This is a genomic window from Streptomyces sp. NPDC030165, from assembly GCF_055573595.1.
Genome location: NZ_JBVIBD010000004.1, coordinates 1 through 22,953, shown reverse-complemented (window position 1 = coordinate 22,953; position 22,953 = coordinate 1). Strand labels below are relative to the sequence as shown.

The window sequence follows — 22,953 nt, the reverse complement described above, 5'->3', positions numbered from 1 at the left end:
CGCCCCTCCCAGTGACGGCCTACGGCGCGCTTGTTTCACGTGAAACAAGCGCCCTCAACGCAAAGTTGGGGTGCCGTTTCACGTGAAACGGCACCCCAGGCACTCCTCCACGGAGGCACTGCACAGCGAGCGAGAATCGCCTCGGCCCGCCGTGCCCTCAGCCCGCGATGACCTCATCCCACGCCGTACCCGCTGCCGCGGCCGCCCCGTCACCGTCCACGGTGACGCCGAGCACCCGCAGGCCCGCCGTCAACGCCGCGAGGGACGCCAGCACCACGCCACGCTTCGCTGCCTGCCCGTAGTGATTCACCCGGATCATCTCCTTGGCGAGCGCCCCTGCAGCGGCCTGTACGGGTACCGCGACCGTGCCGTCCGCGGCGTCCGATGCGGCGGAGACGATCTCACGGGCGTCCATGTCCGCGGGCGCTCGCAGCGTCGTGGCCGCCGGGGCCGCGTCCTCCTCCCGCAGCACGTACGGGGACAGGGTGCCGAGCGCACGCACACCGGCCCGTACCGCCGCGGCAGCCGCGCGGTGCCGGGTGATGACGTTGTCGAGCCCCTCCGTGTCGACGCGGTCCACAGCCTGCTCCAGAGCGAGCATCTCCAGCTGTGCCGGGGCGTGCGGCAGCGCGGTACGGCCGCCGTCGATCCAGCGCTCCTTCCAGTCCAGCAGCGAGAGATAGGACCGGCGGGGAGCGTGCTCGTTGGCCGCGATGCGCTCCCAGGCCCGCGCGCTCACCGATACCGCCGAGACGCCTGCCGGACCTCCCAGCGCCTTCTGCCCGCCGATCACACACAGGTCGACGCCCCACTCGTCGGTGAGCAGCGGCTCGGCTCCCACCGAGGCCACGGCGTCCAGCATCAGCAGCGCGCCGTGCTCCCGTACGACGGCACCGATCTCGGCGACCGGGTTGGTGTTGCCGGTCGCCGCCTCGGCGTGCACCAGGCTCACGAAGTCGATGGCAGGGTGTTCACGCAGCGCCTCCGCCACCTGCACCGGACGTACGGCCCCCGTGAACGGCGCACTGACGGTGATGACCTCGGCGCCACAGGACCGCAGCCAGCCACCGAAGGTCTCGCCGTACGGCCCGGTCACGATGTTGAGCGCCGTACTGCCGGGGCGCACGGCGGACCGGATGCACGCCTCCAGCGGCAGCAGCGCCTCGCCCTGGGTGGCCACGACATCGGCACGGGTACGCATCAGCGCCGCGACCTTGTCCTCGATCCGCGCGAAGTGTCCGGCGGTGAGCGGCGGCAGGTCGAGCAGGTTCGGGGCGTCGGAGGTCGTGTTCACGGCGGTCGCGTCAGTCACGGTGGCCTTCCAGCGGTAGCGGGCCGCGGTGCGGCGGCTCCTGATATTTGGCTCGACTGTACGTCCGGGGCGGTCACCCCTGCCGTACGGGCTCGCTCCGCCACCACCGGCCCCGTTTCCTCCCCTTGCCCGACCCGCTGCACGCTCACCCGACCCGCTCCGCCCGCACCGTGGCAGTCCCCCACCGGGCCGAACCAACGCCGCCCTCAGCGGCCGCGCCAACCCTCCGCGTCAACCCCGCCCGGCACCGGCCCGGCGGGCTCGTACGGGCCCCGGGTGAAGACGAAGGTACCCACGTCCAGGTGGCTGACCGAGCCGCCCTCGGTACGGACGACGCGCAGCCGCTCACCGGCGAAGTACCCGTCCAGCCCGGTCCAGGTACCGTCGGCCTCCGCGCGGAACCGCGACGAACGGCCACCCGGCCCTGCCATGAGCGAGATCTCCAGGGCTCGCCCGGCGCCCAGCCGCAGTACGTACGGGTGCGCGCCCCAGTACCACGGCCCCGTGAGAGCCAGCAGGTCCTCGTCCAGCGGCCCGGCCAGCGGCCGCCACGGCTCGGGAATCCGTGGCTCCCGGTCCGCGACGATGCCGGCCAGGTCGGCCGCGATGCTGCTGACGGCCGGTCCCGACGTGCAGTTCGCCAGAGCAATGCCGGCGACATCCTCGGCCACGTCGATCCACAGGGAGGCAAGGAAGCCGGGCATCGACCCGGTGTGGCCGAACAGCAGGCGCCCGTTCCACCGTTCGAGCTGGAGCCCGAGCCCGAAGCCGGCGTCCCACGCCGCTCTCTCGGGCGGTACGGCCGGGGCCCGCATCTCGGCAAGGGTCGAGGCGCTGAGCACCCGGTCGTCGCCACGGGCCAGGAACACCGCCCAACGGCCCAGGTCCTCGGCCGTGGACCACAGCTGTCCTGCCGGACCCATCAGGCCGGTGTCCTGGGCGGGCTCCGGCAGCAGAACGTCCGCCCAGGGGTGCACCGCCCAGCCGTCGGCGTACGGGGCCTGCGGCTGAAGCGTCGTACGGCTCATGCCCAGCGGCTCCAACACCTCCCGGCGCAGCACATCGCCCCAGTGCAACCCACCGCGCAGGCGCTCGACCAAGGAGCCCAGCAGGGCGTAACCCGGGTTGGAGTAGTGAAAGCGCCGGCCGGCGGGCAGGCGGCGCGGATCCTCGTCGAAGAGATCGCCCAGCTCCTGGCGCAGCGATCCGGGCGTCCGCTCCCACCAGGGCCCACGGGCTTCGGCCGACAGCCCGGAGCTGTGCGAGAGGAGCTGGACAATGGTCACGTCCGGAGCCACGCTGCCCGGTACGTGCTTACCGAGCGGGTCGTCCAGCGTCAGCAGCCCCTCGTCACGTAGCCGCAGCACCAGTACCGCGACGAACGTCTTGGTGATCGACCCGATCCGGTACTGGACGCCCACCCCGTCGTCGGCACCGGCGCCGGTTCCGTGGCGGGACCCGGCCCATGCCACCTTCCCGCCCCGTATGACCGCACCCGTCAGCGACGGCGCACGTCCCTCGGCCTGGCCGATCGCCAGCCGCCGCAGCAGCGCCCGCCTCGTCTCCGGCAACAGCATGCCGAACTGCTCCGCACCATGCTCTCCCGGGCTTCTCAACTCGCCGTACGAGCACAACTCCCGGGTCTGGTCGGACGCTTCCGCGCTCATGGCACTCCTCGACGGCTCAACAATCACGGTAAGGACAAGGATGGAGCACTCATCCCATCCCCCGCACCGCCGAAATCACCCTGAGCCCCGTCCCGGCCTGCTGCCTGCTGCCTGCTGCCTGCTGCCTGCTGCCTGCTGCCTGCTGCCTGCTGCCTGCTGCCTGCTGCCTGCTGCCACGAACCCCTGGACGTGACGCCGACGTCAACGGCTACGGTCGTCGTGGCACCGGCACAGCACCGAGCCGGGCCGGACGGACGGGGGCACACATGCGGATCGGAGAACTGGCCGAGCGAGCGGGGACCACCACTCGCACCCTGCGCTATTACGAAGCACGCGGACTGCTCCACGCCGAGCGCACCGCCAACGGCCACCGCACCTACGGCGAAGCGGACCTGCGGCTGCTCCAGCAGATCCAGATGCTGCAACGCTTCGGCTTCGAGTTGGAGGAGACCCGGCCCTTCGTGGAATGCCTGCGTGCCGGCCACCCCGCAGGCGACGCCTGCCCCGCCTCGCTCCAGGTCTACCGACGCAAGCTGGCCGAGCTGGATGCCTGTATCGCCCAGCTCCAGGGCGTACGGGAGCAGGTGGACGACCAATTGGCGCGCGCCGTAGAGGCCATGAGCGAACTGGCGAACTCGACCGTTCGACCCGGCGGCCCCGCCCCACGATGCGAACTCGCCGGGCCTGAGACCTGACTCCGGCTCCCTCCAAGCCCGTGCCCCAGGCTCCCCACCCTGCCCCTCCACTCCACCCCTTCGCCCCTCCGCTTCTACGCCCCGGCCCGGCCTCAGCCACCAACAGGTGACCCGGCCTTCTCATCCAGTGCCGCAATGGCTTCCCCGAGCACCACCTGTTCCTCCGCCGGGAGCCAGCGAGCCGCATGAACCATGTGCAGCGCCGACCGAAGCCGATCGCGGTCCTGCTCTGAGCCAAGATCACCCAGGTACGCCGGCAGGATCAGTCCCAGCGCCTTCAGGTCCTGACGCGCGCAGAACCTGGCCAGGAGATCCGCCAGCGCTGCACTCACAGCGCCACCCGCTTCCCCCACTCCCGGCGCTTCCATCGAAGCAGCTGCCGTTTCCCGCAACCCCTCCGCAATCGCGAACCGATTCCACATTCCGTATTCACCGTCGGGCGCGTCCCCTACCCGCTCGGCAGCACGCTGGAAGTACTCGTACGCCACGGCCGTCTCGCCCAGCTCCCGATGAGCGCGCGCCATGTTCGCGTACAGGGACGCGTAGAACCCCCTGACACGTTCGTCGCCCACCCGGTCCGCCAGGTCCAGACACTTCTGATTCCACCGAAGCGTGTCCTCCGGCGTGGCCTGGTGCCGCGCCACGTAATGAGCGGCGATGCACGCTTCATAGTCATCTCCCGCGTCCTCCCACGCCAGCAGGAACAGCCGCCGTGCTTCCTGGTCCTCGCCCCGCGCCTCGGCTTCCATGCCGCGCACGCACAGCCGCACCACGTGATTCCCCGCATCCACCTTCGGCTCCTCCTCAGTCCGTTTCACGTGAAACAACGCCCCGCACCGGCATGACCAAGGTGGTGAAGCTGCCTTGGTCAGCAGAGCGCACGACCACCGGCTCGGTGCCGGAAGCAACCTCCAGCAGCACATCGGGCCCCACGCCCGCGTCCAGAGCAGGCACGAGCACCGCGGGGTCGAAGGCGACACACAACGACGGCCCCGTGCAGACCGCGCTCACCGCGAGAGGGTTGCCGCCGCCCCCACTGACAACCGCCTCTTCGGATCCGGCCCGGACCGTGATCACGGCGCCCTTTTCCCGCTCGGCGAAGGCCTCACGGAGCACCGCCCGGTCCGCGATGATCCGATGCCGTACGTCCCCCAGCTCGTCCAGAACCACCCGGTAATCGGGAAACTCCCCAGCTCCACCCCCCACGAACGCGCGGCGCTCCCCGCCCTCCCCGATCAGGCAGCCTCCGTCACCGGTGACCTCGACATCGATGTGCCGATGTCGCAGCGCCCAGGCCGCCATGCCAGCCAATTCCCCGGCAGCCAACAGCACCCGGCAAGGGCCGCCGCCCGAAGTCCTCGCCCGCAGCACCCGAACCGCCAGCCGGTACCGGTCAGTGGCGACCAATCGCACTTCACCATCGCCGAGTTCCAGCAGCACATGCCCCAGAATCGGAAACTCCGCACGTGTCTCGGCGTCCGCAACCGCCGGCCCCACCTGCCGTACAGCGCTGGCCAACTCCGCACCGCCGACACCGGCCCACCCTTGGAGGTGCTGCGGGACCTCCGACGGAAGCCCGCGCAGCATCTCCTCAATCAGTGCCTGCGCAGCGTCCGCTGTCTGCCGCGTCCGTTCCAGGTGCGTGCGAAGCACCGTACGGGCCTCCGCTTCACCGCCGTCGAGTACGGCCCTGACGTCCACCAACGGCAGCCCCGCCTCCCTCAGCCTGCGGAGCAGCACGGCACGGTCCTGCTGCTCCACCCCGTAGAACCGGTAGCCGCTCGCCGGATCGACCCTGACGGGACACAGGACGCCACAGTCGTCGTAGAAGCGCAGCGCGCTCGGAGCCAGGCCCACCCGCCGACCGAACGCCCCGATTCCCAGCAGCTCTTCGCTCTCGTCCATGACCACGATGGTGGGACTTCAAGCAACCTGAAGGTCAAAGCCTGGTCGGCAACGCCGCACTCCCCTCACCTACGCAGCCGTCCGGCCGAGCGCCCGCCGGACCCGGCCGCGCAGCAGCTCGTATTCATCCCCTCGGCGCGGCGGCCGCCCCACGGGCCGCGGGACGGCCCGAGCACCGGACACCACCTGGCCGCGCTGGAACTGCTCATACGTGAGGTCGATCTCGATGCCGCTGGGCAGCCGGTTCCACCAGTGGTAACCATGCTGCTCACCGTCGAGATGCACTTCACCGACCAGGAGCTCACCACCGAAGAAGTCATGCACAACGAGAGCAGTGATGTCGCAGTGGCCCCAGGCAGGGTTGTCGGCGGTCCAGGGGCCACGGGCGATGTCGTCAGCCGAGCACGTGTCTTCGGCCCAGCCTGAGCGGATGGCCTGCGTGATGTCGTTGAGCGTCCACGGAGTCATGCAGTGCAGCATCACAGAGGCCACTGACAACGCGGCTGTCAGACCGAAGGGCTCCTGGAACGGGCAAAAGGTCAGCGGAGGCGAGCCTCGATCTGCCGCCGTGCGGCGTCCCACGCCTCCTCGGCCCTCTCCGCGGCCAGCGGTTCGGGGTTGTGGTGCGGTCCCACGGCGGCCGCCCACCTTCGAACGAAAGCGCCTAGCCGCACAGCGCATCGTCGAGCACCTTGTCGATGGGCTTGCCTATGCGCTCGTCGGCGGGCCAGTCGGCGAGGTTCGCGGAGAGCACCACGCGCCGCTCGCCGTCCCTCGTGGTGAACGCAAGCGTGGCGTAACCGGGAATGCCGCCGGTGTGGCCGATCGCAGTGCGCCCACAGCTCAGCTTGTGCTCCTTGAGCCCGAGCCCGTATCGCTCGCCGGGCTCCCCGGTGGCCACGGTGCGGTTCATCTCCTTCCACTGCGCGGGCAGCAGCAGCTCGCCGGACGTCAGCGCCGTCAGCAGCCTGTCCATGTCGCGAGGAGTGGAGACGATCTCCCCGGCCGGGCCGGCGAAGGAGGGGTTGAGGGCGCTGATGTCAGCCTTGCCCAGGTAGCCGTGGGCGTGTGGGCCGGGGATGTCGGAGCGGTCGCCGGGTACGAACGTGTGGCGCAGCCCCAGCGGCGCGATGATCCGGTCCCGCACCTCGGCGGCGTACGAGTGGCCGGTCACGCGCTCGATGATCAGACCGGCGATGAGGTAGTTGGTGTTGGAGTAGCCGTAGTCGGTGCCGGGCGGGAAGTCGGCGGGCTTGGCCGCGGCCTGTCGCACCTGATCGGCCCAGCCGTAGTGGCGGAAGCGCGTACGGATGAGCTCATCGCCCTGCGGCAGGTCCCGCGCGACGTCGTGCAGCCCGCTGGTGTGCTGGAGCGCCATCCTTACGGTGATCCTGTCGGCCTCGGGTACCAGCCCCGACGGCAGGTAGCGCGAGAGGGGCGCGTCCAGCGACACCTCCCCTTGTCCGACGAGCTGGAGCAGCGCCACCGATGTGAACAACTTGGTGGCACTGCCGATGCGGAACTGCCCGTCGCGCGGCACCGGAGCCCTCCCGGGTCTCTTCGCGCTGCCGGACCTGGCCAGCCAAGTCCGGCCCCCCTCGGTCACCCTCACCTGGGCCCCGACCGCGCCGCTCCGGGTCAGCAGGTCCAGATCGCGCTGGACCTCGCGGGCCGTACCGGCTGTGCCGGAGTCGGACGCCGCCGCGGCGGGGAGGGCCAGGGAGCCCACCGCCGCAGTGGCGAGCAGGCAGGTGAGCAGAGCCCGGGAGACGCGCATGGTGCCCCTTGGTGTCGTGTGCCGAACGGTTCCGTACGCCCACCTCACACCCTGCTTCTCCGCAGGTCACGGGGGCTGGCCCCCGTCCTTGGGTGGGGAGTTCCCGAACCTTGTCGTCAGGCGCGGGGAGTAACGGCTCAGTTCAAGCACCACTCCAGGCGCGTCGCCTGTCACCAACGTCCGGGGACAGCACACCTAGCCGGGCATCCTGGAAACACAGGTGTCGGGTGGGTTTTCCACCGTCGGCCACGCGCGGTCGTCCACCGTCAGGAAGGGCTCGTCCAGCACGGTCGCCGGGGTGGTGCCGGTGAAGACCATGACGTCCCGATGCAGGTGGGACTGGTCGCAGTAGCCGCTGTCCGCCGCGACTCGGGATGCGCCTTCGCCCGCGACCAGGCGGTGCACGGCATGGTCGAAGCGGATCAGCTTCGCGGCGCTTTTCGGCGGCATGCCGATGTGCGAGAGGAACCGGGCCCACAGACGCTTGCGGCTCCATCCCAGTTCGGCCGCCAGGTGGTCGATCCGTACGCGGCCTCTGCTGGCGGCGATCCGCCGCCAGGCCCAGGCCACTGCCGGGTCCACCGGCGACCGCGCCTCAAGTCGGCGGGCGAGCAACCCGTCCATGAACGCGAAGCGGCCCTCCCACGCGGGAATTTCGGCGAGTTGCTCGCGAATCCAGGACGCCTCCCTGCCCCACAGGTCGTCGAGGGACACCAGGGAGCCGGCCAGATCGGCCGGACAGACGCCCAGAACTGCCCCTGCGATCGCTGGGGACAGGCGCACCTGCACGCATTCGACATGTTCGCCCCACGCCCGGACCCCGCCTCCGGAGCCGACCCCGGGCCCGGCGACGACACTTCCCCGATGCTGCCGCCCAGCCCCGTCCATCACGGTGGAGGGGCTCGCCCCGAACTCCAGGATCATCATCACGGCCGGATGCGGAATCACCCGCAGGCCTTCGACGAGCGGGCCGGGCACCCGGAAGCCGGCCATGTCGGCACCAGCCACCCGGCTGCGCCGCTGTGGACGTGCGACGTCCCACACAGCGGGATCGTCACGTTCACTCGTGGTGGACCCCATCACCCGATGCTACGCGGGCCAGGAAGGAACATTTGTCCAAGCCGCCGGTTCGCGCCGGCGGTGACAGTGGCCTCATGACTCTTCCCGACAGGCACCTTCAGGAGAACGGCGGCGTCGGCGACGGCGAGGACTCGATCCTCACCCTGGAGCACGGCGACCTCCATGTCCGTCAAGATGGCCCTCGCGACGCCCCTGTGCTCCTGCTCATCCATGGATCCGCTACCTCGCTCCGCTCGTGGGACGCGCTGGTTCCGCTGCTGACCTCGCTCCATCGCGTCGTCCGGATCGATCTGCCGGGGCACGGCCGCTCGCCCGAACCGGTCGGCGGCGATTACGCGACTCCCGACCAGGGACACAGGATCGGTACGGCACTGGACCGGCTCGGCGTCCAGCACGCCACGGTCGTCGGCCACTCCAGCGGTGGTTACGCCGTCACCGCTCTCGCCGAACAACGCCCCGACCTGGTGACCGCGCTCGTACTCATCAACACCGGCCCCAGCATGGACGCCTTCATCGCACCGGGGCCCACCGCGATCGACCCCGCGCTGTGGCCGCCCGCCGACGATCAGATCCGCCGGTTCGCGAGCACCGGGTTCCGCGCGGGCTTCCAGGTTCCACAAAACCTCGTCGACGATCTGCGCGGTATGACCTGGCACGCGGTCACCGCGGCGATGCGGGCGGCCACCGCCTATCTGACCGAGCGTGCGCTCCCGGACCGGCTGATGGCCCTCCGTAAGCCGTTGCAGGTGATCTTCGGCGACCAAGACCGCAGATGGCGGCCTTCGTCCGCGGCCGACTACCGCGTCGTTCCGGGGGCGAGAGTCGAGTTGCTGTCCGGTTGCGGACACACGCCCATCCTGGAGGAACCGGCGCGGACCGCCGCACTTCTCCTGTCCTTCACCACGCTCCGCACAGCTCAAGCGCCCGAGGCCACTTGACGGCTGATTGCCCGGCTGCCCGGCGGAACAGTTCCTCACCCATGCCGGGAAGGGCAGCCGGCCTCCCAGGCCGCCTCGATCATCCGGAAGATCTCGTCCACCGCGGCATCCGGATCAGCCGCCTCACGGGCCAGCGCATGGGCGTCGACCACGAATCTCGCGATCGTCCGGCAGGCCGTTGTGGTCTGTGGCAGACCGGGATCGGCGGCGATGGCCGTTGCCAGCGACTCTGCGTGGCGCAGCCGCATCGACTTCTCGTACTCCCGCAGGGCGGGTGATGCGTCGATCATGCGCCAGATCGGGGCGGCGCCCTCCGCCGCGCAATGGTGCACCAGGGCCCGCATCTCGTGGCGCAGCGCGGGGATGAGCGGCTCGTGCGGGGCCCGTTCGGTGACCGCCCGGATGAGGCGTTGCTCGAAGTTTTCGTCCTGCTCGAACACCAGGGCCTCTTTCGAGGCGAAGTGGGAGAAGAGCGTGGTGACGGCCACGTCGGCCTCAGCGGCCACGTCACGGATGCCCACCGCGTCGTAGCCGCGCTCCAGGAAGAGCCGCAGGGCGGCATCAGCGATCTTCTGGCGGGTCGCGGCCTTCTTGCGTTCTCGGCGTCCGGGCGGCACGGTCATGCGCTCACGCTATCAAATCCAAAGGTGTAACCGTCCCTAAACGCTAACGGTTAGTGCTACGGTCCCCGCATGAAGAGAGTGAGCTTCGCCGAGTTCGGCGGTCCGGACGTTCTGCACCTCATGGACGCCGAGGAGCCCCACGCGGGCCCCGGCCAGATACGCATCGCCGTACGGGCGGCGGGCGTGAACCCCGTCGACTGGCGGATCCGCGAAGGCCAGTTCCAGAAGACTCATCCGATCGAGCTGCCCGCCGGGGTCGGGCAGGACGCCTCCGGGGTGGTGGACGAAGTCGGCGAGGGCGTCGAGGGGGTCGAGGTCGGTGACCACGTGTTCGGCGAAGGCACCGGCACCTACGCCGAGTTCGCCGTGCTGTCGGCCTGGGCCCGTATGCCCGGGGAGGTGACGTTCGAAGAGGCCGCCGGGTACCCCTCCGTGGTGGAGACCGCGCTGCGCATCATCCGCCAGGTCGGTGTGCAGCCCGGGCAGACACTGCTGGTCAGCGGCGCGTCCGGCGGAGTCGGATCGGCAGTGCTGCAGATCGCCCGGGACCGCGGCATCACGGTGATCGGCACGGCCGGAGCGGCCAACCAGGACTACCTGCGCAGCCTGGGTGCCCTCGCCACGACGTACGGCCCGGGCTGGGTCGAGCGGGTACGGCAGCTCGGCACCGTCGACGCCGCCCTCGATCTGGCCGGCTCGGGTGTGATCCGCGAACTCGTCGAACTGACCGGGGACCCGCACAAGGTGATCTCCATCGCCGATCTCGCCGCGCCGGAGCTCGGTGTCCGGTTCTCCGGTGTGGCCGGGAGCATGCCGGACGCGCTCGCCGAGGCCGCCGGCCTCCTCTCGCGGGGAAAGCTCCACATCCCGGTCGAGAAGTCGTACCCGCTCGCCGACGCCGCGGCGGCGCACATCGACAGCCGAGCCGGTCACACGCGCGGGCGCCGCGTCATCGTCGTCTGAGCCGATTCCTGCGCCGTCGCACGGCCGGGCGAGCCGCATTCCTTCCGGACTCTGCCGGGGCCCGCCCGGCAGGTGTGCGACCCGTAAGGAGATCCCCTGCGCACCCCTGTCACGATCATCGGCGCCGGTCTCGTGCCGGCCCGCGTCCTGCACGTCCGCGGCATCCCGGCTGGCCCGCGGCGCGCACCCGCACCAGGCCCCTGACAGCACTTCGCCCCGCCGTACAGCGGCGGGGCGAAGCAACCAGGCCCGGATGAGCCAACAGCGCCCTCAACGAGTGAGCGCGCGCCGACCGTTCACCCCGCGTCCGGCCGGGGCCGCAGGCCGAGCAGGACGTCCTGGACGAGATCGGCGCTGCGCCTGACTGCGTCGTCGCCGAAGCCCAGGAAGTGCCGGTAGTGGATCGGCGCGTAGAAGAGGTCGACCATCACTTCGGTGGGCACGTCGGAGCGGAGCTGCCCGGCGGCGACGGCGGAATCCAGGCGGGCCCGGCACTCCACGATGCTGGGTTCGAGGATCGTTTCGCGGAACGCCCTCATCAGCGCAGGGTCGTTCTGGGCCTCGCTCATGACGCCCTTGTATGCCTCGCTGATCCTGCCGGTGACCAGCCGCTGGCTCACCGCGGTGATCTGGGTCGTGAGGTCGGCGGCGATGTCCCCGGTGTCGGGGAAGGCGAAGTCGTCGCCGAGCTCCTCGTTCATCGCCTCCAGCACCACCGCGCCCTTGGAGCGCCACCAACGGTAGATCGTGGGCTTGCCCACGCCGGCCTGGGCGGCGATGGCCTCGATGGTCACCTTCGCGAAGCCTTTGCGGCTCACCAGGTCGAACGCCGCGTCGAGGATGGCCCGGCGGGCTCGCTCGCTGCGCCGTTCACTGTTCGGGTCGGGGGTCATGGGGATCACTTTAACGCTCACGTGACGTTACGTTTCGTTTTGACAAGGCGCTCGGGATGATCTAGCTTCCGGTGGCGTTACGGAACGTTTCGTTACGTACCCGTGCGGGGGCCGGTGCAGACCCCGCCGAGACAGGGGAGGGGCATGTCCAGCAACGAGAGCGCAGCCGCCGTGGGGCGCGTCGAGAAGATCGCCACCACGCCGGACTGGTACGCGCCGTACCGGATATCGCAGGCCGTCCGGGCCGGGGGCTTCGTGTATGTATCAGGGCAGGCAGGCTTCGAGGAGGACGGGACGACCGTCGAGGGCGGCTTCCTGGCGCAGGGGCGGCAGGCGTTCAGGAACGTCGGACGGGTGCTGGAGGCGGCCGGCCTGACCTTCGCGGACGTGATCAAGGTCGGCATCTTCGTACGGGACATGGCGACGAACCTCTCGCACGTGATCACGCTGCGCGGCGAGTTCCTGGCCGAGCCCTACCCCGCCGACACCCTCGTCGAGGTCGTCTCGCTGGCCCGGCCCGACTGGCAGATCGAGGTCGAGGTCATCGCGCTGGACCGGAGCGCCGCATGAGCGCCGAGGACGTGACGGGACGGGCGCGGGATGCGGAAATACCGGAAGAGGGTGTGGGAATGCGGGAGTTGCTGGAGCCATACCGGGCGGGGCGGCTGGAACTGGCGAACCGGGTGGCGATGGCCCCGATGACGCGGGGCCGGGCCGACGACGTGTCCGGGGTGCCGAGCCCGCACGCGGCGACGTACTACCGGCAGCGCGCCGGAGCCGGGCTGCTGATCACGGAGGGCGTGTACGTCAACGCGCTCGCCAAGGGCGGCCCCGGCATCCCGGGCCTGGTGACCGACGCACAGGCACGTGGCTGGCGAGAGGTGACGGACGCGGTGCACGCCGAGGGCGGCACGATCTTCGCCCAGTTGTGGCACGTGGGCCGGATGACCCACCCGCTGACGCTGCCGGACGGCGAGCTGCCGGTGGCCCCGTCGGCCGTCGCCATCGAGGGGAAGCAGATCTTCACCCGGGACGGGCTGCTCGACCACGTGACCCCGCGTGAGCTGACGGCCGGTGAGATCGCCCGGACGGTGACGGACTTCGCGTCAGCGGCCCTGCGTGCGATCGAGGCGGGCTTCGACGGCGTGGAGATCCACGGCGCGAACGGCTACCTCATCCAGCAGTTCATCGCCGACAACACCAACCTGCGCACGGACGAGTACGGCGGCTCGGTCACCGGCCGTCTGCGGTTCGCGACGGAGGTCGTCGAAGCGGTCGTCACCGAGGTCGGCGCGGACCGCGTGGGTCTGCGCATCTCGCCGGACAATGCCGAGAACCAGCTCGCCGAGGCCGACGCACGCACCACGTACCGTGCGCTGGTCGACGCACTGGACCCGCTGGGCCTGGCCTATCTGCACGTGCTGGAGAACGGCGCGTACGGAGCCATCGCGGACCTGCGGACGCGCTGGTCGGGAACGCTCGTCGCCAACACGAACGGCCCCGCGCCGAGCAGCCCCGACGCGGGGGCGCGGCTGGTGCGGGACGGGCACGCGGACGTGGTCGCCCTCGGCCGCCTGTTCATGACGAACCCGGACCTGCCCGCCCGCCTTGCCAACGGCATCCCGCTCGCGGGGCCGCCGACGGAGAACCTGTACGGGGGAGGGGCGGAGGGGTACATCGATTACCCGGCCGCGACAGACGCCCCCAAAGTCCCGGCAGTCGCATAAGTCGCCCCGCCCCCACAGCAACGCTGTCGGCCAATCCGTGCCTCGTACTTCGCCCTGCCGTTATGCGGCGGGGCGAAGTGCTGCCAGGGGCCGGTGCGGGCCTGCGGGCCCGGGGATCCCGTACTCGCCGAGTACGCGGGAACTCGCCACTTCTCGGTATGAGATGCGATGAGAATCCGACGCCTTCGTCGAGACAGGGCACCTGCGCGTCTCACGCCGACGGCAGATATGCCGCTCTTGTGCCGTCGAAGCTGAGACTGTGCCACGGACCTTGAGCCCGTACACCCGCCGATCAGGTCTGCGCCATGTCCACGAATCGCGAGTAGTGGCCCTGGAAGGCCACGGTGATGGTCGCCGTCGGACCGTTACGGTGCTTGGCCACGATCAGGTCGGCCTCGCCGGCGCGCGGGGACTCCTTCTCGTAGGCGTCCTCGCGGTGGAGCAGGATGACCATGTCCGCGTCCTGCTCGATGGAACCCGACTCACGGAGGTCGGAGACCATCGGCTTCTTGTCCGTGCGCTGCTCGGGGCCACGGTTGAGCTGCGAGAGCGCGATGACCGGGAGTTCCAGTTCCTTGGCCAGCAGCTTGAGGTTACGGGACATGTCCGAGACCTCCTGCTGGCGGCTCTCGGCGCGCTTGGAGCCGCCGGACTGCATCAGCTGGAGGTAGTCGATGACGACCAGTTTGAGCTCGTTGCGCTGCTTGAGGCGGCGGCACTTGGCACGGATCTCCATCATCGACAGGTTCGGCGAGTCGTCGATGTAGAGGGGGGCGGCCGACACGTCCGGCATCCGCCGGGCCAGCCGGGTCCAGTCCTCGTCCGTCATGGACCCGGACCGCATGTGGTGCAGGGCCACCCGCGCCTCGGCGGACAACAGACGCATCGCGATCTCGTTGCGGCCCATTTCGAGCGAGAAGATCACGCTCGGCAGGTTGCTCTTGATGGAGCACGCGCGGGCGAAGTCCAGCGCGAGCGTGGACTTACCCATGGCGGGCCGGGCCGCGATGACGATCATCTGGCCGGGGTGCAGGCCGTTGGTGAGGGAGTCCAGGTCGGTGAAGCCGGTGGGTACGCCGGTCATCTGGCCCTGGCGGGAGCCGATCGCCTCGATCTCGTCGAGCGCGCCTTCCATGATGTCGCCGAGCGGGAGGTAGTCCTCGCTGGTGCGCTGCTCGGTGACGGCGTAGATCTCCGCCTGTGCGCTGTTGACGATCTCGTCGACGTCGCCGTCGGCCGCGTACCCCATCTGCGTGATGCGGGTGCCGGCCTCGACGAGCCGGCGCAGGACCGCCCGCTCGTGGACGATCTCGGCGTAGTACTCCGCGTTGGCCGCCGTCGGCACCGACTGGACCAGGGTGTGCAGATACGACGCGCCGCCCACCCGGGCGATCTCGCCGCGCTTGGTCAGCTCGGCCGCGATCGTGATCGGGTCGGCCGGCTCGCCCTTCGCGTACAGGTCGAGGATCGCCTGGTAGATCAGTTCGTGGGCCGGCCGGTAGAAGTCGTGGCCTTTGAGGACCTCGACGACGTCCGCGATGGCGTCCTTGGACAGCAGCATGCCGCCGAGCACGGACTGTTCGGCGTCCAGGTCCTGGGGTGGTACGCGCTCGAAGCCGCCGGAGGACCAGCCGCCCTCCTCGTCACCGCCGCGATCGCGGCGGTCGTCGCGGCCACGGCCCTTGCCCTCACCTCGACGGGAGCGCGCGGCAGGCAGCCGGTCGCTGGGGCCGGCGTCCGCCCAGGGGTCCTCCACGGGCTCGGGCATGCTCACCCCGGCACCTCCTCCCGTCCGCGGCGCGGACCTTGCTGTGCCCCTCTTTCTTACGGCACAGCACTGACAAAACGAGACGCCCGGCTCCGGTTACGGCGCGTCGAGTTCGGATGGGTTCTCAGGCCGGATCAGGGGCCAGGCGCCGGACTACGGTAGGCCCGCCGGGACCGTCCGCCAATCTGGTTATCCACAGGCCATGTGGACGATGGTCCCGTTCCTGTGGAGAAGTACGCCGATCCTGTGCACGGCCCGGGGGACACCGCTGTGGACAAACACACAATCAGCCGACTCCACCCCTCCTGACCTGCGCCTTTGTCATCCATAGGCTGTGGGGGAGAAAAACTTCGGCAACCTGTTCATGATCGGGCCAAACGGCACGGAGGAGAACGCTCCGCCCGCCGCCAAGTAATGATCAGTAAGCAGTTGTGCCACTTACCTGTGGAAGATTAGATTGGCAGCATGACACAGGCCCCCGCGACGCCGCGGCGTACCGACCGCCGCCACGACCGCGAGATCATCTCGCTCGCACTGCCCGCCTTCGGCGCGCTCGTCGCGGAACCGCTCTTCGTCATGGTCGACAGCGCCGTCATCGGCCACCTCGGCACCCGGCAGCTCGCCGGGCTCGGTGTCGCCGCCCCGCTGCTGACAACCGCGGTCTCGGTCTTCGTCTTCCTCGCCTACGCCACCACCGCCGCCGTCGCCCGGCGAGTCGGTGCCGGTGACCGCTCCACCGCCATCCGGCAAGGCATGGACGGTATCTGGCTCGCCCTGCTGCTGGGCGCCGCCGTACTCGCCGTCGTCCTGCCCACCGCGCCCTGGCTCGTCGACATCTTCGGCGCCTCCGCCACCGCCGCCCCGTACGCCATCACCTACCTGCGCATCAGCGCCCTCGGCATCCCGGCGATGCTCATGGTGCTGGCGGCCACCGGCGTACTGCGCGGTCTCCAGGACACCCGGACGCCGCTGTACGTCGCCATCGGCGGCTTCTCCGTCAACGCGGCGCTGAACGTCGGACTGGTCTACGGCGCCGGACTCGGCATCGCCGGCTCCGCCTGGGGCACGGTCATCGCCCAGTGCGGCATGGCCGCCGTCTACCTGATCGTCGTGGTGCGGGGCGCCCGCCGGCACGGCGCCTCCCTCCGGCCCGACGCCGCCGGGATCCGCGCCTGCGCCCAGGCCGGCGTGCCGCTGCTCGTACGTACGCTCTCGCTGCGCGCCGTCCTGATGATCGCGACCGCCGTCGCGGCCCGCCTCGGTGACGCCGACGTGGCTGCCCACCAGATCGTCACCACCCTGTGGTCGCTGCTGGCCTTCGCCCTGGACGCCATCGCCATCGCAGGTCAGGCGATCATCGGCCGCTACCTGGGGGCGGACGACGTGGCGGGCGCCAAGGCGGCCTGCCGCCGCATGGTGCAGTGGGGCATCGCCTCCGGCGTGGTGCTCGGCCTGCTCGTCGTGCTCACGCGGCCGCTGTTCATGCCGCTGTTCACCACTGATCACGCCGTGAAGGACGCACTGCTGCCCGCGCTCCTGGTCGTCGCCCTCACCCAACCGGTCGCCGGCATCGTCTTCGTCCTCGACGGCGTGCTGATGGGCGCGGGCGACGGCCCCTACCTGGCCTGGGCGATGCTGGTGACACTGGCCCTCTTCGCGCCTGCCGCGCTGCTGGTACCGGTCGTCGGCGGCGGCCTGACCGCCCTCTGGTGGGCCATGGCCCTGATGATGACCGTGCGGATGCTGACATTGTGGGCACGCACCCGGTCGGGCCGCTGGATTGTGACCGGAGCCTCGCGTTGAAGCGGCGCGAAACAACGGCCCCGTGTTGATAATGACCGTGTGCGCCCGCTTGCCAGGAAGATCGTCCTGCCCCTGACGCTGACCGTCATCGGGGCAGGCGTCATAGTGGGTTACTCCTCCCAGGAAGCCGACACCAGCAGCCGCGGCAACGGCACTCTCAGAAGCGGTTACGGCAAGTCGGGGGAGTCCGGTCAGGACCCCCAGGACCAGGACCCGTCCGCCACGGCTCCCGCCGACGACGGCAGCGCGTACACCCCGCGCAGCACCGAGCAGAACGCCCGCGTGGGTGCGATCTTCGAGAAGGACGACTCAGGCGACCACTTCTGCACCGCCAGCGTCGTGCAGAGCCCGGGCCGGAACATGCTGATCACCGCGGCCCACTGCGCTTTCGACACCGAGACCGGCGAGCCCGTCAAAGACCTGGTCTTCGCGCCGGACTACCGCGACGGCAAGGAGCCGACCGGCCTGTGGAAGGTCGAGAAGGTCGTCGTCGACGACCGCTGGGCCAAGTCCCAGGACGAGGACATGGACGTCGCCTTCCTCGTCCTCGGCAGCAAGGACGGCAAGCAGATCCAGGACGTGCTGGGCGGCAACACCCTCGGCATCGATCCGGGCTTCGACAATGACGTCAAGATCACCGGCTACCCCACCAGCAGCGAGACGCCGATCTCCTGCCACAACCGCACCACGAAATTCAGCGACACCCAGATGCGCGTCCAGTGCACCGACTTCGCGGGCGGTACGAGCGGCAGCCCCTGGCTCGCCGACTACGACCCCAAGAGCCACACCGGGACCGTCATCGGCGTCCTGGGCGGGCACCAGGGCGGCGGCGACGAGGACGACGTCTCGTACGCCGCGTACTTCGGTGACGCTGTCGCCGACCTCTACCAGCGGGCCCAGGACGAGGACGAAGGCTGAGAGCGGCCGCACGCACGCGAAAGGGCCGCACCCCGTTTCCGGAGTGCGGCCCTTTCGCGTGCTGCGGTGTCGCTGCTATCAGGCGGCGACGACCTCGACGCCCAGCTTCGCGACGACGTCGCTGTGCAGGCGCACGGACACCTGGTGCGCGCCCAGGGTCTTGATCGGCGAGCCGAGCTCGACGCGGCGCTTGTCCACGTCGGGGCCGCCCGCGGCCTTGATCGCCGAGGCGACGTCGGCCGGCGTGACGGAGCCGAACAGGCGGCCGGCGTCGCCGGCACGCACGGCCAGCTTCACCTTGACGCCCTCGAGCTGGCCCTTGATCTCGTTGGCCTGCTCGACCGACGCGATCTCGCGGATCTTGCGACCGCGGCGGATCTGCTCGACGTCCTTCTCGCCACCCTTGGTCCAGCGGATCGCGAAACCACGCGGGACCAGGTAGTTACGGGCGTAACCGTCGCGGACGTCGACGACGTCGCCGGCGGTGCCGAGGCCGGAGACCTCGTGGGTGAGGATGATCTTCATGTGTCGGTCACCCTTCCCTTATCGCGCAGTGGAGGTGTAGGGCAGCAGCGCCATCTCACGGCTGTTCTTCACGGCCGTGGCGACGTCACGCTGGTGCTGGGTGCAGTTGCCGGTCACCCGGCGGGCACGGATCTTGCCGCGGTCGGAGATGAACTTCCGCAGCAGGTTCGTGTCCTTGTAGTCGACGTAGGAGATCTTCTCCTTGCAGAACACGCAAACCTTCTTCTTAGGCTTGCGAGCAGGCGGCTTCGCCATTGTCTCTCTCCAGTGAGTTCAAGAAGTTTGTGCTGACGCCCTCAGGCCCCCGGCCCGTTTCACGCTGTTTCACGTGAAACAGCGTGCGTACGTGCCGGACGTCGGACCTAGAAGGGCGGCTCGTCCGAGTAGCCGCCGCCGGAGCCGCCGCCCCAGCCACCCCCGCCACCCTGCTGGCCGCCGCCTGCAGGGGCACCGGTCGCCCACGGGTCGTCGGCGGGAGCACCGCCGCCGCCCTGCTGGCCGCCGCCGGGGCCGCCGCCCCAGCCGCCGCCACCCTGGCCGCCGCCCTGCGGGCCGCCGCCGAAGCCGCCGCCCTGGCCACCGCGGCCCGAGGTCTTGGTGACCTTGGCCGTGGCATTGCGCAAGCTGGCGCCGACCTCGTCGACGTCGAGCTCGTAGACCGTGCGCTTGACGCCCTCGCGGTCCTCGTACGACCGCTGCTTCAGGCGGCCCTGCACGATCACGCGGGTGCCCCGCGTGAGGGACTCGGCGACGTTCTCCGCCGCCTGACGCCACACCGAGCAGGTCAGGAACAGGCTCTCGCCGTCCTTCCACTCATTGGTCTGGCGGTCGAAGGTGCGGGGGGTGGACGCGACGCGGAACTTCGCGACCGCCGCACCGGACGGGGTGAAGCGCAGCTCGGGGTCGTCGACAAGATTGCCGACGACCGTGATGACGGTCTCGCCTGCCATTAGGGGAACCTCTCGGCGGGTGTGCTGCTGGCTGCTGGTGTTGCTACTCGAACCCGGTTACCGCTGACGCTGATGCGTTCAGTGGGTCTCGGGACGGAGGACCTTGGTCCGGAGGACCGACTCGTTCAGGTTCATCTGACGGTCGAGTTCCTTGACGACCGCAGGCTCGGCCTGCAGGTCGATGACCGAGTAGATGCCCTCGGGCTTCTTGTTGATCTCGTACGAGAGACGACGACGGCCCCAGGTGTCGACCTTCTCGACCTTTCCGTTGCCCTCACGGACGACGGAGAGGAAGTTCTCGATCAGCGGGGAGACAGCGCGCTCCTCGAGATCGGGGTCGAGGATGACCATCACCTCGTAGTGACGCATGTAGAACCCACCTCCTTTGGACTCAGCGGCCACGGTCGTTCCGTGGCAGGAGGGTCATGATGCGTTCCGCGCCCGGACCGGCCAGGAGACCTGGGCAGACGTGGGCGCAGACTGTACAGAGTACCCGCCTCCGGGCTTCCGGTTGAAATCCGGCCGCTGATCCCCCCAATCTGGAACACAACGGGTGTGAGCGGCGTTACAGTTCGCCGCCCTGTCATCGGAGGTGCCGCATGGCACAAGCAGTCCGGCCGCAGCACGGCCCCCTCTCGCTTCTGAACAGCGACGGCAAGGCCCATCCCGTCGAGAACACCCTCGTCGCCGTGACGCTGGTGTTCGGCGCGATCGCCTTCATCACCGCCCACTTCCACCACCTTCACCTGCTGAGTTCCTGGACGGGACTGATCGGCATCGGCACCGGCGCATGGGGACAGTTCATCTCCGCGACGACCGGCGAGCGCTTCCTGCTGATCATCGGTCTCGGTGCCGCGGCGGTCGGCTTCTTCCTCGGCATGGCACACGGCGGTCTCTTCGGCGGGCTGCTCGGCTAGCCGGGCGGCCGGGGGCTCCACCCCCCTTCGCCCAAACGGGGCGCTCCTTTGTCGCAGTAGGCTTCGGCGCGAGAGCCGGAGCCCCGACCCTGGGGACAAACCTGCCGAGGAGCGCCCCGCATGAGCCTGACCCTGAGGACCATCAGCCGAGAGCAGCATCTGGCGTACATCCAGAGCCTGCCTTCGGCCAGCCACATGCAGGTGCCGGCCTGGGCCGATGTGAAGTCCGAATGGCGCTCGGAGAACCTGGGCTGGTTCGACAAGACCGGTCAGCTGGTCGGCGCGGGCCTGGTCCTCTACCGCCAGCTGCCCAAGATCAAGCGGTACCTGGCGTACCTGCCCGAGGGGCCGGTCATCAACTGGTTCGCACCGAACCTGGAGGACTGGCTCAAGCCGATGCTGGCGCACCTGAAGCAGCAGGGCGCCTTCTCGGTGAAGATGGGTCCGCCCGTGATCATCCGTCGCTGGGACTCCGCCGCGATCAAGTCCGGGATCCAGGACCCGGACGTCAAGCGCCTGCGTGATGTCGAGCCCACCCACATCGAGCCGCGCGCCTTCGAGGTGTCGGACAAGCTGCGCCGGATGGGCTGGCAGCAGGGTGAGGACGGCGGGGCCGGTTTCGGTGACGTACAGCCCCGGTACGTCTTCCAGGTGCCGCTGGAGAACCGCTCGCTGGAGGATGTCCACAAGGGCTTCAACCAGCTGTGGCGCCGCAACATCAAGAAGGCCGAGAAGGCCGGCGTCGAGGTCGTCCAGGGCCGTTACGAGGACCTGGCCGAGTGGCAGCGCCTGTACGAGATCACCGCGGAGCGTGACCACTTCCGGCCGCGGCCGCTCAGCTACTTCCAGCGGATGTGGGCAGCCCTCAACACCGAGGACCCCAACCGCATGCGGCTGTACTTCGCCCGGCACAACGGCGTGAACCTCTCCGCCGCGACGATGCTGGTCGTCGGCGGCCATGTCTGGTACTCCTACGGCGCCTCGGACAACATCGGCCGTGAGGTCCGGCCGTCCAACGCCATGCAGTGGCGGATGCTGCGCGACGCCTACGCGCTGGGCGCCACCGTCTACGACCTGCGCGGCATCAGCGACTCGCTCGACGAGAACGACCACCTCTTCGGCCTCATCCAGTTCAAGGTGGGCACGGGCGGGCAGGCAGCCGAGTACCTGGGCGAGTGGGACTTCCCGCTCAACAAGCTCCTGCACAAGGCGCTCGACATCTACATGTCGCGTCGCTGACCGCCCCACCCTCTGTTCGACCGCAACGCAGCCACGAGAAAGGTTCCGGGCCCGGCCATGGCGCTCACCCTCTACGTCGACACCGCGCGCTGGCGGGCACACCAGCAGAGCGTTCTGCAGCAGTTCCCGGGGCTCGTCCCGGTCTGCAAAGGCAATGGCTACGGCTTCGGCCACGAGCGCCTCGCCGAGGAGACGACCCGCCTCGGTGCCGACCTCCTCGCCGTGGGGACGACGTACGAAGCGGCCCGCATGAAGGACTACTTCAGCGGTGACCTGCTCGTGCTGACGCCGTTCCGGCACGGTGAGGAACCGGTTCCGCTGCCGGACCGCGCCATCCGCTCGGTCTCCTCGGTCGAGGGCGTGGGCGGCCTGGTGGGCGCCCGGGTGGTCATCGAGGTCATGAGCAGCATGAAGCGCCACGGTGTGCTGCCCGAGGACCTGCCGAAGCTGGCCGCGGCCATAGAGGACGTACGGCTGGAGGGCTTCGCCATCCACCTGCCGCTGGACCGCACCGACGGCTCCGACGCGGTGGAGGAGGTCATCGGCTGGATGGACCGGCTGCGGGCCAACCGTCTGCCGCTGCACACGATGTTCGTCAGCCACCTCAAGGCCGACGAGCTGCACCGCCTCCAGCAGCAGTTTCCGCAGACGCGCTTTCGCGCGCGGATCGGTACACGGCTGTGGCTCGGCGACCACGAGGCCACCGAGTACCGCGGCTCGGTCCTGGACGTCACCCGGGTCGGCAAGGGCGACCGCTTCGGCTACCGCCAGCAGAAGGCCGCCTCGGACGGCTACCTGGTCGTGGTGGCCGGCGGCACGTCGCACGGGGTGGGCCTGGAGTCGCCCAAGGCGCTGCACGGCGTGATGCCCCGCGCCAAGGGCGTGGCCCGCGCGGGCCTGGCGACCGTCAACCGCAACCTCTCGCCGTACGTGTGGGCCGGCAAGCAGCGATGGTTCGCGGAGCCCCCGCACATGCAGGTCTCCATCCTCTTCGTGCCGGGTGACGCCCCGGAGCCCCAGGTCGGCGAGGAACTGGTGGCCCACCTGCGGCACACCACGACGCAGTACGACCGCATCGTGGACCGCTGAGCCAGAGCCGCTTGCAGGGAACAGCAAATGGGCCCGGGGGGGGGGAGGGGGGGGGGAGGCCCCCCACCCCCCCTTTCGGGTTTTCCCCCAAACGGGTAGTCCCCACCAACACCCCCACCCACCCGCAGCACTCCCTTCGCCCTCCCAGGGTTCCTTGGCCAAGG

At 69.8% G+C, this 22,953-nt stretch carries 24 protein-coding genes; 10 read left to right on the top strand and 14 right to left on the bottom strand.

Going from position 1 to position 22,953, the window contains the following annotated elements; translation table 11 throughout:
• Positions 1–157: 157 nt before the first annotated feature.
• Positions 158–1,312, bottom strand: coding sequence for a pyridoxal-phosphate-dependent aminotransferase family protein (locus tag ACZ4Z1_RS08955; RefSeq protein ID WP_468485913.1), 1,155 nt, complete (start codon positions 1,310–1,312; stop codon positions 158–160).
• Positions 1,313–1,518: 206 nt separating this feature from the next.
• The gene (locus ACZ4Z1_RS08950) at positions 1,519–2,889 is read right to left on the bottom strand and encodes a serine hydrolase domain-containing protein (RefSeq protein WP_468486294.1); all 1,371 of its coding nucleotides are present in this window, start codon (positions 2,887–2,889) and stop codon (positions 1,519–1,521) included.
• 356 nt (positions 2,890–3,245) lie between these two features.
• Here ACZ4Z1_RS08950 and ACZ4Z1_RS08945 point away from each other — a divergent pair, with 356 nt between their 5' ends.
• Entirely contained in the window at positions 3,246–3,674 is a 429-nt protein-coding gene (locus ACZ4Z1_RS08945) for a MerR family transcriptional regulator (RefSeq protein ID WP_468485912.1), read from the top strand.
• A 92-nt stretch (positions 3,675–3,766) separates the two neighbouring features.
• Here ACZ4Z1_RS08945 and ACZ4Z1_RS08940 read toward each other — a convergent pair whose 3' ends face one another.
• From ACZ4Z1_RS08940 to ACZ4Z1_RS08920, 5 genes are all read right to left on the bottom strand, one after another.
• Positions 3,767–4,465 carry a hypothetical protein gene (locus ACZ4Z1_RS08940; RefSeq protein WP_468485911.1) on the bottom strand — a complete coding sequence of 233 codons (699 nt, stop codon included), beginning with the start codon at positions 4,463–4,465 and terminating at the stop codon, positions 3,767–3,769.
• Between the two features lie 13 nt (positions 4,466–4,478).
• The gene (locus ACZ4Z1_RS08935) at positions 4,479–5,579 is read right to left on the bottom strand and encodes a MerR family transcriptional regulator (protein WP_468485910.1); all 1,101 of its coding nucleotides are present in this window, start codon (positions 5,577–5,579) and stop codon (positions 4,479–4,481) included.
• Between the two features lie 69 nt (positions 5,580–5,648).
• Entirely contained in the window at positions 5,649–6,047 is a 399-nt protein-coding gene (locus tag ACZ4Z1_RS08930) for a YunG family protein (protein WP_468485909.1), read from the bottom strand.
• Between the two features lie 196 nt (positions 6,048–6,243).
• The gene (locus ACZ4Z1_RS08925; protein WP_468485908.1) at positions 6,244–7,356 is read right to left on the bottom strand and encodes a serine hydrolase domain-containing protein; all 1,113 of its coding nucleotides are present in this window, start codon (positions 7,354–7,356) and stop codon (positions 6,244–6,246) included.
• A 195-nt stretch (positions 7,357–7,551) separates the two neighbouring features.
• Complete coding sequence (locus tag ACZ4Z1_RS08920) at positions 7,552–8,436, bottom strand: AraC family transcriptional regulator (protein WP_468485907.1); 885 nt, start codon at positions 8,434–8,436, stop codon at positions 7,552–7,554.
• Positions 8,437–8,510: 74 nt separating this feature from the next.
• Here ACZ4Z1_RS08920 and ACZ4Z1_RS08915 point away from each other — a divergent pair, with 74 nt between their 5' ends.
• Positions 8,511–9,374 carry an alpha/beta fold hydrolase gene (locus ACZ4Z1_RS08915; RefSeq protein ID WP_468485906.1) on the top strand — a complete coding sequence of 288 codons (864 nt, stop codon included), beginning with the start codon at positions 8,511–8,513 and terminating at the stop codon, positions 9,372–9,374.
• A 35-nt stretch (positions 9,375–9,409) separates the two neighbouring features.
• Here ACZ4Z1_RS08915 and ACZ4Z1_RS08910 read toward each other — a convergent pair whose 3' ends face one another.
• On the bottom strand, positions 9,410–9,997 hold the full coding sequence (locus tag ACZ4Z1_RS08910) for a TetR/AcrR family transcriptional regulator (RefSeq protein ID WP_468485905.1): 588 nt from the start codon (positions 9,995–9,997) through the stop codon (positions 9,410–9,412).
• Positions 9,998–10,066: 69 nt separating this feature from the next.
• Between ACZ4Z1_RS08910 and ACZ4Z1_RS08905 the strand changes: the two genes are divergently transcribed.
• Positions 10,067–10,960, top strand: coding sequence for an NADP-dependent oxidoreductase (locus ACZ4Z1_RS08905; RefSeq protein ID WP_468485904.1), 894 nt, complete (start codon positions 10,067–10,069; stop codon positions 10,958–10,960).
• 296 nt (positions 10,961–11,256) lie between these two features.
• Here the strand turns inward: ACZ4Z1_RS08905 and ACZ4Z1_RS08900 are convergent, their stop codons facing one another.
• Positions 11,257–11,853, bottom strand: coding sequence for a TetR/AcrR family transcriptional regulator (locus ACZ4Z1_RS08900; RefSeq protein WP_468485903.1), 597 nt, complete (start codon positions 11,851–11,853; stop codon positions 11,257–11,259).
• A gap of 144 nt (positions 11,854–11,997) precedes the next feature.
• Between ACZ4Z1_RS08900 and ACZ4Z1_RS08895 the strand changes: the two genes are divergently transcribed.
• Both ACZ4Z1_RS08895 and ACZ4Z1_RS08890 read left to right on the top strand, forming a co-directional pair.
• The gene (locus tag ACZ4Z1_RS08895) at positions 11,998–12,423 is read left to right on the top strand and encodes a RidA family protein (RefSeq protein ID WP_468485902.1); all 426 of its coding nucleotides are present in this window, start codon (positions 11,998–12,000) and stop codon (positions 12,421–12,423) included.
• The gene (locus ACZ4Z1_RS08890) at positions 12,420–13,580 is read left to right on the top strand and encodes an alkene reductase (RefSeq protein WP_468485901.1); all 1,161 of its coding nucleotides are present in this window, start codon (positions 12,420–12,422) and stop codon (positions 13,578–13,580) included. The genes ACZ4Z1_RS08895 and ACZ4Z1_RS08890 overlap by 4 nt, the downstream gene beginning before the upstream one ends.
• Before the next feature lie 292 nt (positions 13,581–13,872).
• Here the strand turns inward: ACZ4Z1_RS08890 and dnaB are convergent, their stop codons facing one another.
• Positions 13,873–15,348, bottom strand: a complete 1,476-nt coding sequence (gene dnaB, locus ACZ4Z1_RS08885) for a replicative DNA helicase (RefSeq protein ID WP_031007727.1) — start codon at positions 15,346–15,348, stop codon at positions 13,873–13,875.
• A 465-nt stretch (positions 15,349–15,813) separates the two neighbouring features.
• Between dnaB and ACZ4Z1_RS08880 the strand changes: the two genes are divergently transcribed.
• Both ACZ4Z1_RS08880 and ACZ4Z1_RS08875 read left to right on the top strand, forming a co-directional pair.
• A complete protein-coding gene (locus ACZ4Z1_RS08880; RefSeq protein WP_468485900.1) occupies positions 15,814–17,151 on the top strand; it encodes an MATE family efflux transporter in 1,338 nt (445 codons plus the stop codon).
• A 39-nt stretch (positions 17,152–17,190) separates the two neighbouring features.
• Complete coding sequence (locus ACZ4Z1_RS08875; protein WP_468485899.1) at positions 17,191–18,069, top strand: trypsin-like serine peptidase; 879 nt, start codon at positions 17,191–17,193, stop codon at positions 18,067–18,069.
• A gap of 78 nt (positions 18,070–18,147) precedes the next feature.
• Here the strand turns inward: ACZ4Z1_RS08875 and rplI are convergent, their stop codons facing one another.
• The 4 genes from rplI to rpsF all read right to left on the bottom strand — a co-directional run bounded on the left by rplI (position 18,148) and on the right by rpsF (position 19,913).
• The gene (gene rplI, locus ACZ4Z1_RS08870; RefSeq protein ID WP_030017088.1) at positions 18,148–18,594 is read right to left on the bottom strand and encodes a 50S ribosomal protein L9; all 447 of its coding nucleotides are present in this window, start codon (positions 18,592–18,594) and stop codon (positions 18,148–18,150) included.
• Positions 18,595–18,612: 18 nt separating this feature from the next.
• Positions 18,613–18,849, bottom strand: coding sequence for a 30S ribosomal protein S18 (gene rpsR, locus ACZ4Z1_RS08865; RefSeq protein ID WP_003978893.1), 237 nt, complete (start codon positions 18,847–18,849; stop codon positions 18,613–18,615).
• A 107-nt stretch (positions 18,850–18,956) separates the two neighbouring features.
• The gene (locus tag ACZ4Z1_RS08860) at positions 18,957–19,544 is read right to left on the bottom strand and encodes a single-stranded DNA-binding protein (protein ID WP_361153065.1); all 588 of its coding nucleotides are present in this window, start codon (positions 19,542–19,544) and stop codon (positions 18,957–18,959) included.
• Positions 19,545–19,622: 78 nt separating this feature from the next.
• Complete coding sequence (rpsF, locus tag ACZ4Z1_RS08855) at positions 19,623–19,913, bottom strand: 30S ribosomal protein S6 (protein ID WP_003978891.1); 291 nt, start codon at positions 19,911–19,913, stop codon at positions 19,623–19,625.
• A 230-nt stretch (positions 19,914–20,143) separates the two neighbouring features.
• Between rpsF and ACZ4Z1_RS08850 the strand changes: the two genes are divergently transcribed.
• The 3 genes from ACZ4Z1_RS08850 (at position 20,144) to ACZ4Z1_RS08840 (ending at position 22,789) form a co-directional block, all read left to right on the top strand.
• Positions 20,144–20,461 carry a hypothetical protein gene (locus ACZ4Z1_RS08850; RefSeq protein ID WP_468485898.1) on the top strand — a complete coding sequence of 106 codons (318 nt, stop codon included), beginning with the start codon at positions 20,144–20,146 and terminating at the stop codon, positions 20,459–20,461.
• A gap of 120 nt (positions 20,462–20,581) precedes the next feature.
• Positions 20,582–21,700 carry a lipid II:glycine glycyltransferase FemX gene (locus ACZ4Z1_RS08845; RefSeq protein WP_468485897.1) on the top strand — a complete coding sequence of 373 codons (1,119 nt, stop codon included), beginning with the start codon at positions 20,582–20,584 and terminating at the stop codon, positions 21,698–21,700.
• 57 nt (positions 21,701–21,757) lie between these two features.
• The gene (locus ACZ4Z1_RS08840; protein WP_468485896.1) at positions 21,758–22,789 is read left to right on the top strand and encodes an alanine racemase; all 1,032 of its coding nucleotides are present in this window, start codon (positions 21,758–21,760) and stop codon (positions 22,787–22,789) included.
• Positions 22,790–22,953 lie beyond the last annotated feature (164 nt).

Excerpts from the sequence above, each read along its gene's own strand:
- ACZ4Z1_RS08950 (WP_468486294.1), bottom strand. The coding sequence starts at position 2,889 with ATGCTGTTGCCGGAGACGAGGCGGGCGCTGCTGCGGCGGCTGGCGATC.
- ACZ4Z1_RS08945 (WP_468485912.1), top strand. The coding sequence starts at position 3,246 with ATGCGGATCGGAGAACTGGCCGAGCGAGCGGGGACCACCACTCGCACC.
- ACZ4Z1_RS08935 (WP_468485910.1), bottom strand. The coding sequence starts at position 5,579 with ATGGACGAGAGCGAAGAGCTGCTGGGAATCGGGGCGTTCGGTCGGCGG.
- ACZ4Z1_RS08930 (WP_468485909.1), bottom strand. The coding sequence starts at position 6,047 with ATGACTCCGTGGACGCTCAACGACATCACGCAGGCCATCCGCTCAGGC.
- ACZ4Z1_RS08925 (WP_468485908.1), bottom strand. The coding sequence starts at position 7,356 with ATGCGCGTCTCCCGGGCTCTGCTCACCTGCCTGCTCGCCACTGCGGCG.
- ACZ4Z1_RS08920 (WP_468485907.1), bottom strand. The coding sequence starts at position 8,436 with ATGGGGTCCACCACGAGTGAACGTGACGATCCCGCTGTGTGGGACGTC.
- ACZ4Z1_RS08915 (WP_468485906.1), top strand. The coding sequence starts at position 8,511 with ATGACTCTTCCCGACAGGCACCTTCAGGAGAACGGCGGCGTCGGCGAC.
- ACZ4Z1_RS08910 (WP_468485905.1), bottom strand. The coding sequence starts at position 9,997 with ATGACCGTGCCGCCCGGACGCCGAGAACGCAAGAAGGCCGCGACCCGC.
- ACZ4Z1_RS08905 (WP_468485904.1), top strand. The coding sequence starts at position 10,067 with ATGAAGAGAGTGAGCTTCGCCGAGTTCGGCGGTCCGGACGTTCTGCAC.
- ACZ4Z1_RS08900 (WP_468485903.1), bottom strand. The coding sequence starts at position 11,853 with ATGACCCCCGACCCGAACAGTGAACGGCGCAGCGAGCGAGCCCGCCGG.
- ACZ4Z1_RS08895 (WP_468485902.1), top strand. The coding sequence starts at position 11,998 with ATGTCCAGCAACGAGAGCGCAGCCGCCGTGGGGCGCGTCGAGAAGATC.
- ACZ4Z1_RS08890 (WP_468485901.1), top strand. The coding sequence starts at position 12,420 with ATGAGCGCCGAGGACGTGACGGGACGGGCGCGGGATGCGGAAATACCG.
- dnaB (WP_031007727.1), bottom strand. The coding sequence starts at position 15,348 with ATGCCCGAGCCCGTGGAGGACCCCTGGGCGGACGCCGGCCCCAGCGAC.
- ACZ4Z1_RS08880 (WP_468485900.1), top strand. The coding sequence starts at position 15,814 with ATGACACAGGCCCCCGCGACGCCGCGGCGTACCGACCGCCGCCACGAC.
- rplI (WP_030017088.1), bottom strand. The coding sequence starts at position 18,594 with ATGAAGATCATCCTCACCCACGAGGTCTCCGGCCTCGGCACCGCCGGC.
- rpsR (WP_003978893.1), bottom strand. The coding sequence starts at position 18,849 with ATGGCGAAGCCGCCTGCTCGCAAGCCTAAGAAGAAGGTTTGCGTGTTC.
- ACZ4Z1_RS08860 (WP_361153065.1), bottom strand. The coding sequence starts at position 19,544 with ATGGCAGGCGAGACCGTCATCACGGTCGTCGGCAATCTTGTCGACGAC.
- rpsF (WP_003978891.1), bottom strand. The coding sequence starts at position 19,913 with ATGCGTCACTACGAGGTGATGGTCATCCTCGACCCCGATCTCGAGGAG.
- ACZ4Z1_RS08850 (WP_468485898.1), top strand. The coding sequence starts at position 20,144 with ATGGCACAAGCAGTCCGGCCGCAGCACGGCCCCCTCTCGCTTCTGAAC.
- ACZ4Z1_RS08845 (WP_468485897.1), top strand. The coding sequence starts at position 20,582 with ATGAGCCTGACCCTGAGGACCATCAGCCGAGAGCAGCATCTGGCGTAC.
- ACZ4Z1_RS08840 (WP_468485896.1), top strand. The coding sequence starts at position 21,758 with ATGGCGCTCACCCTCTACGTCGACACCGCGCGCTGGCGGGCACACCAG.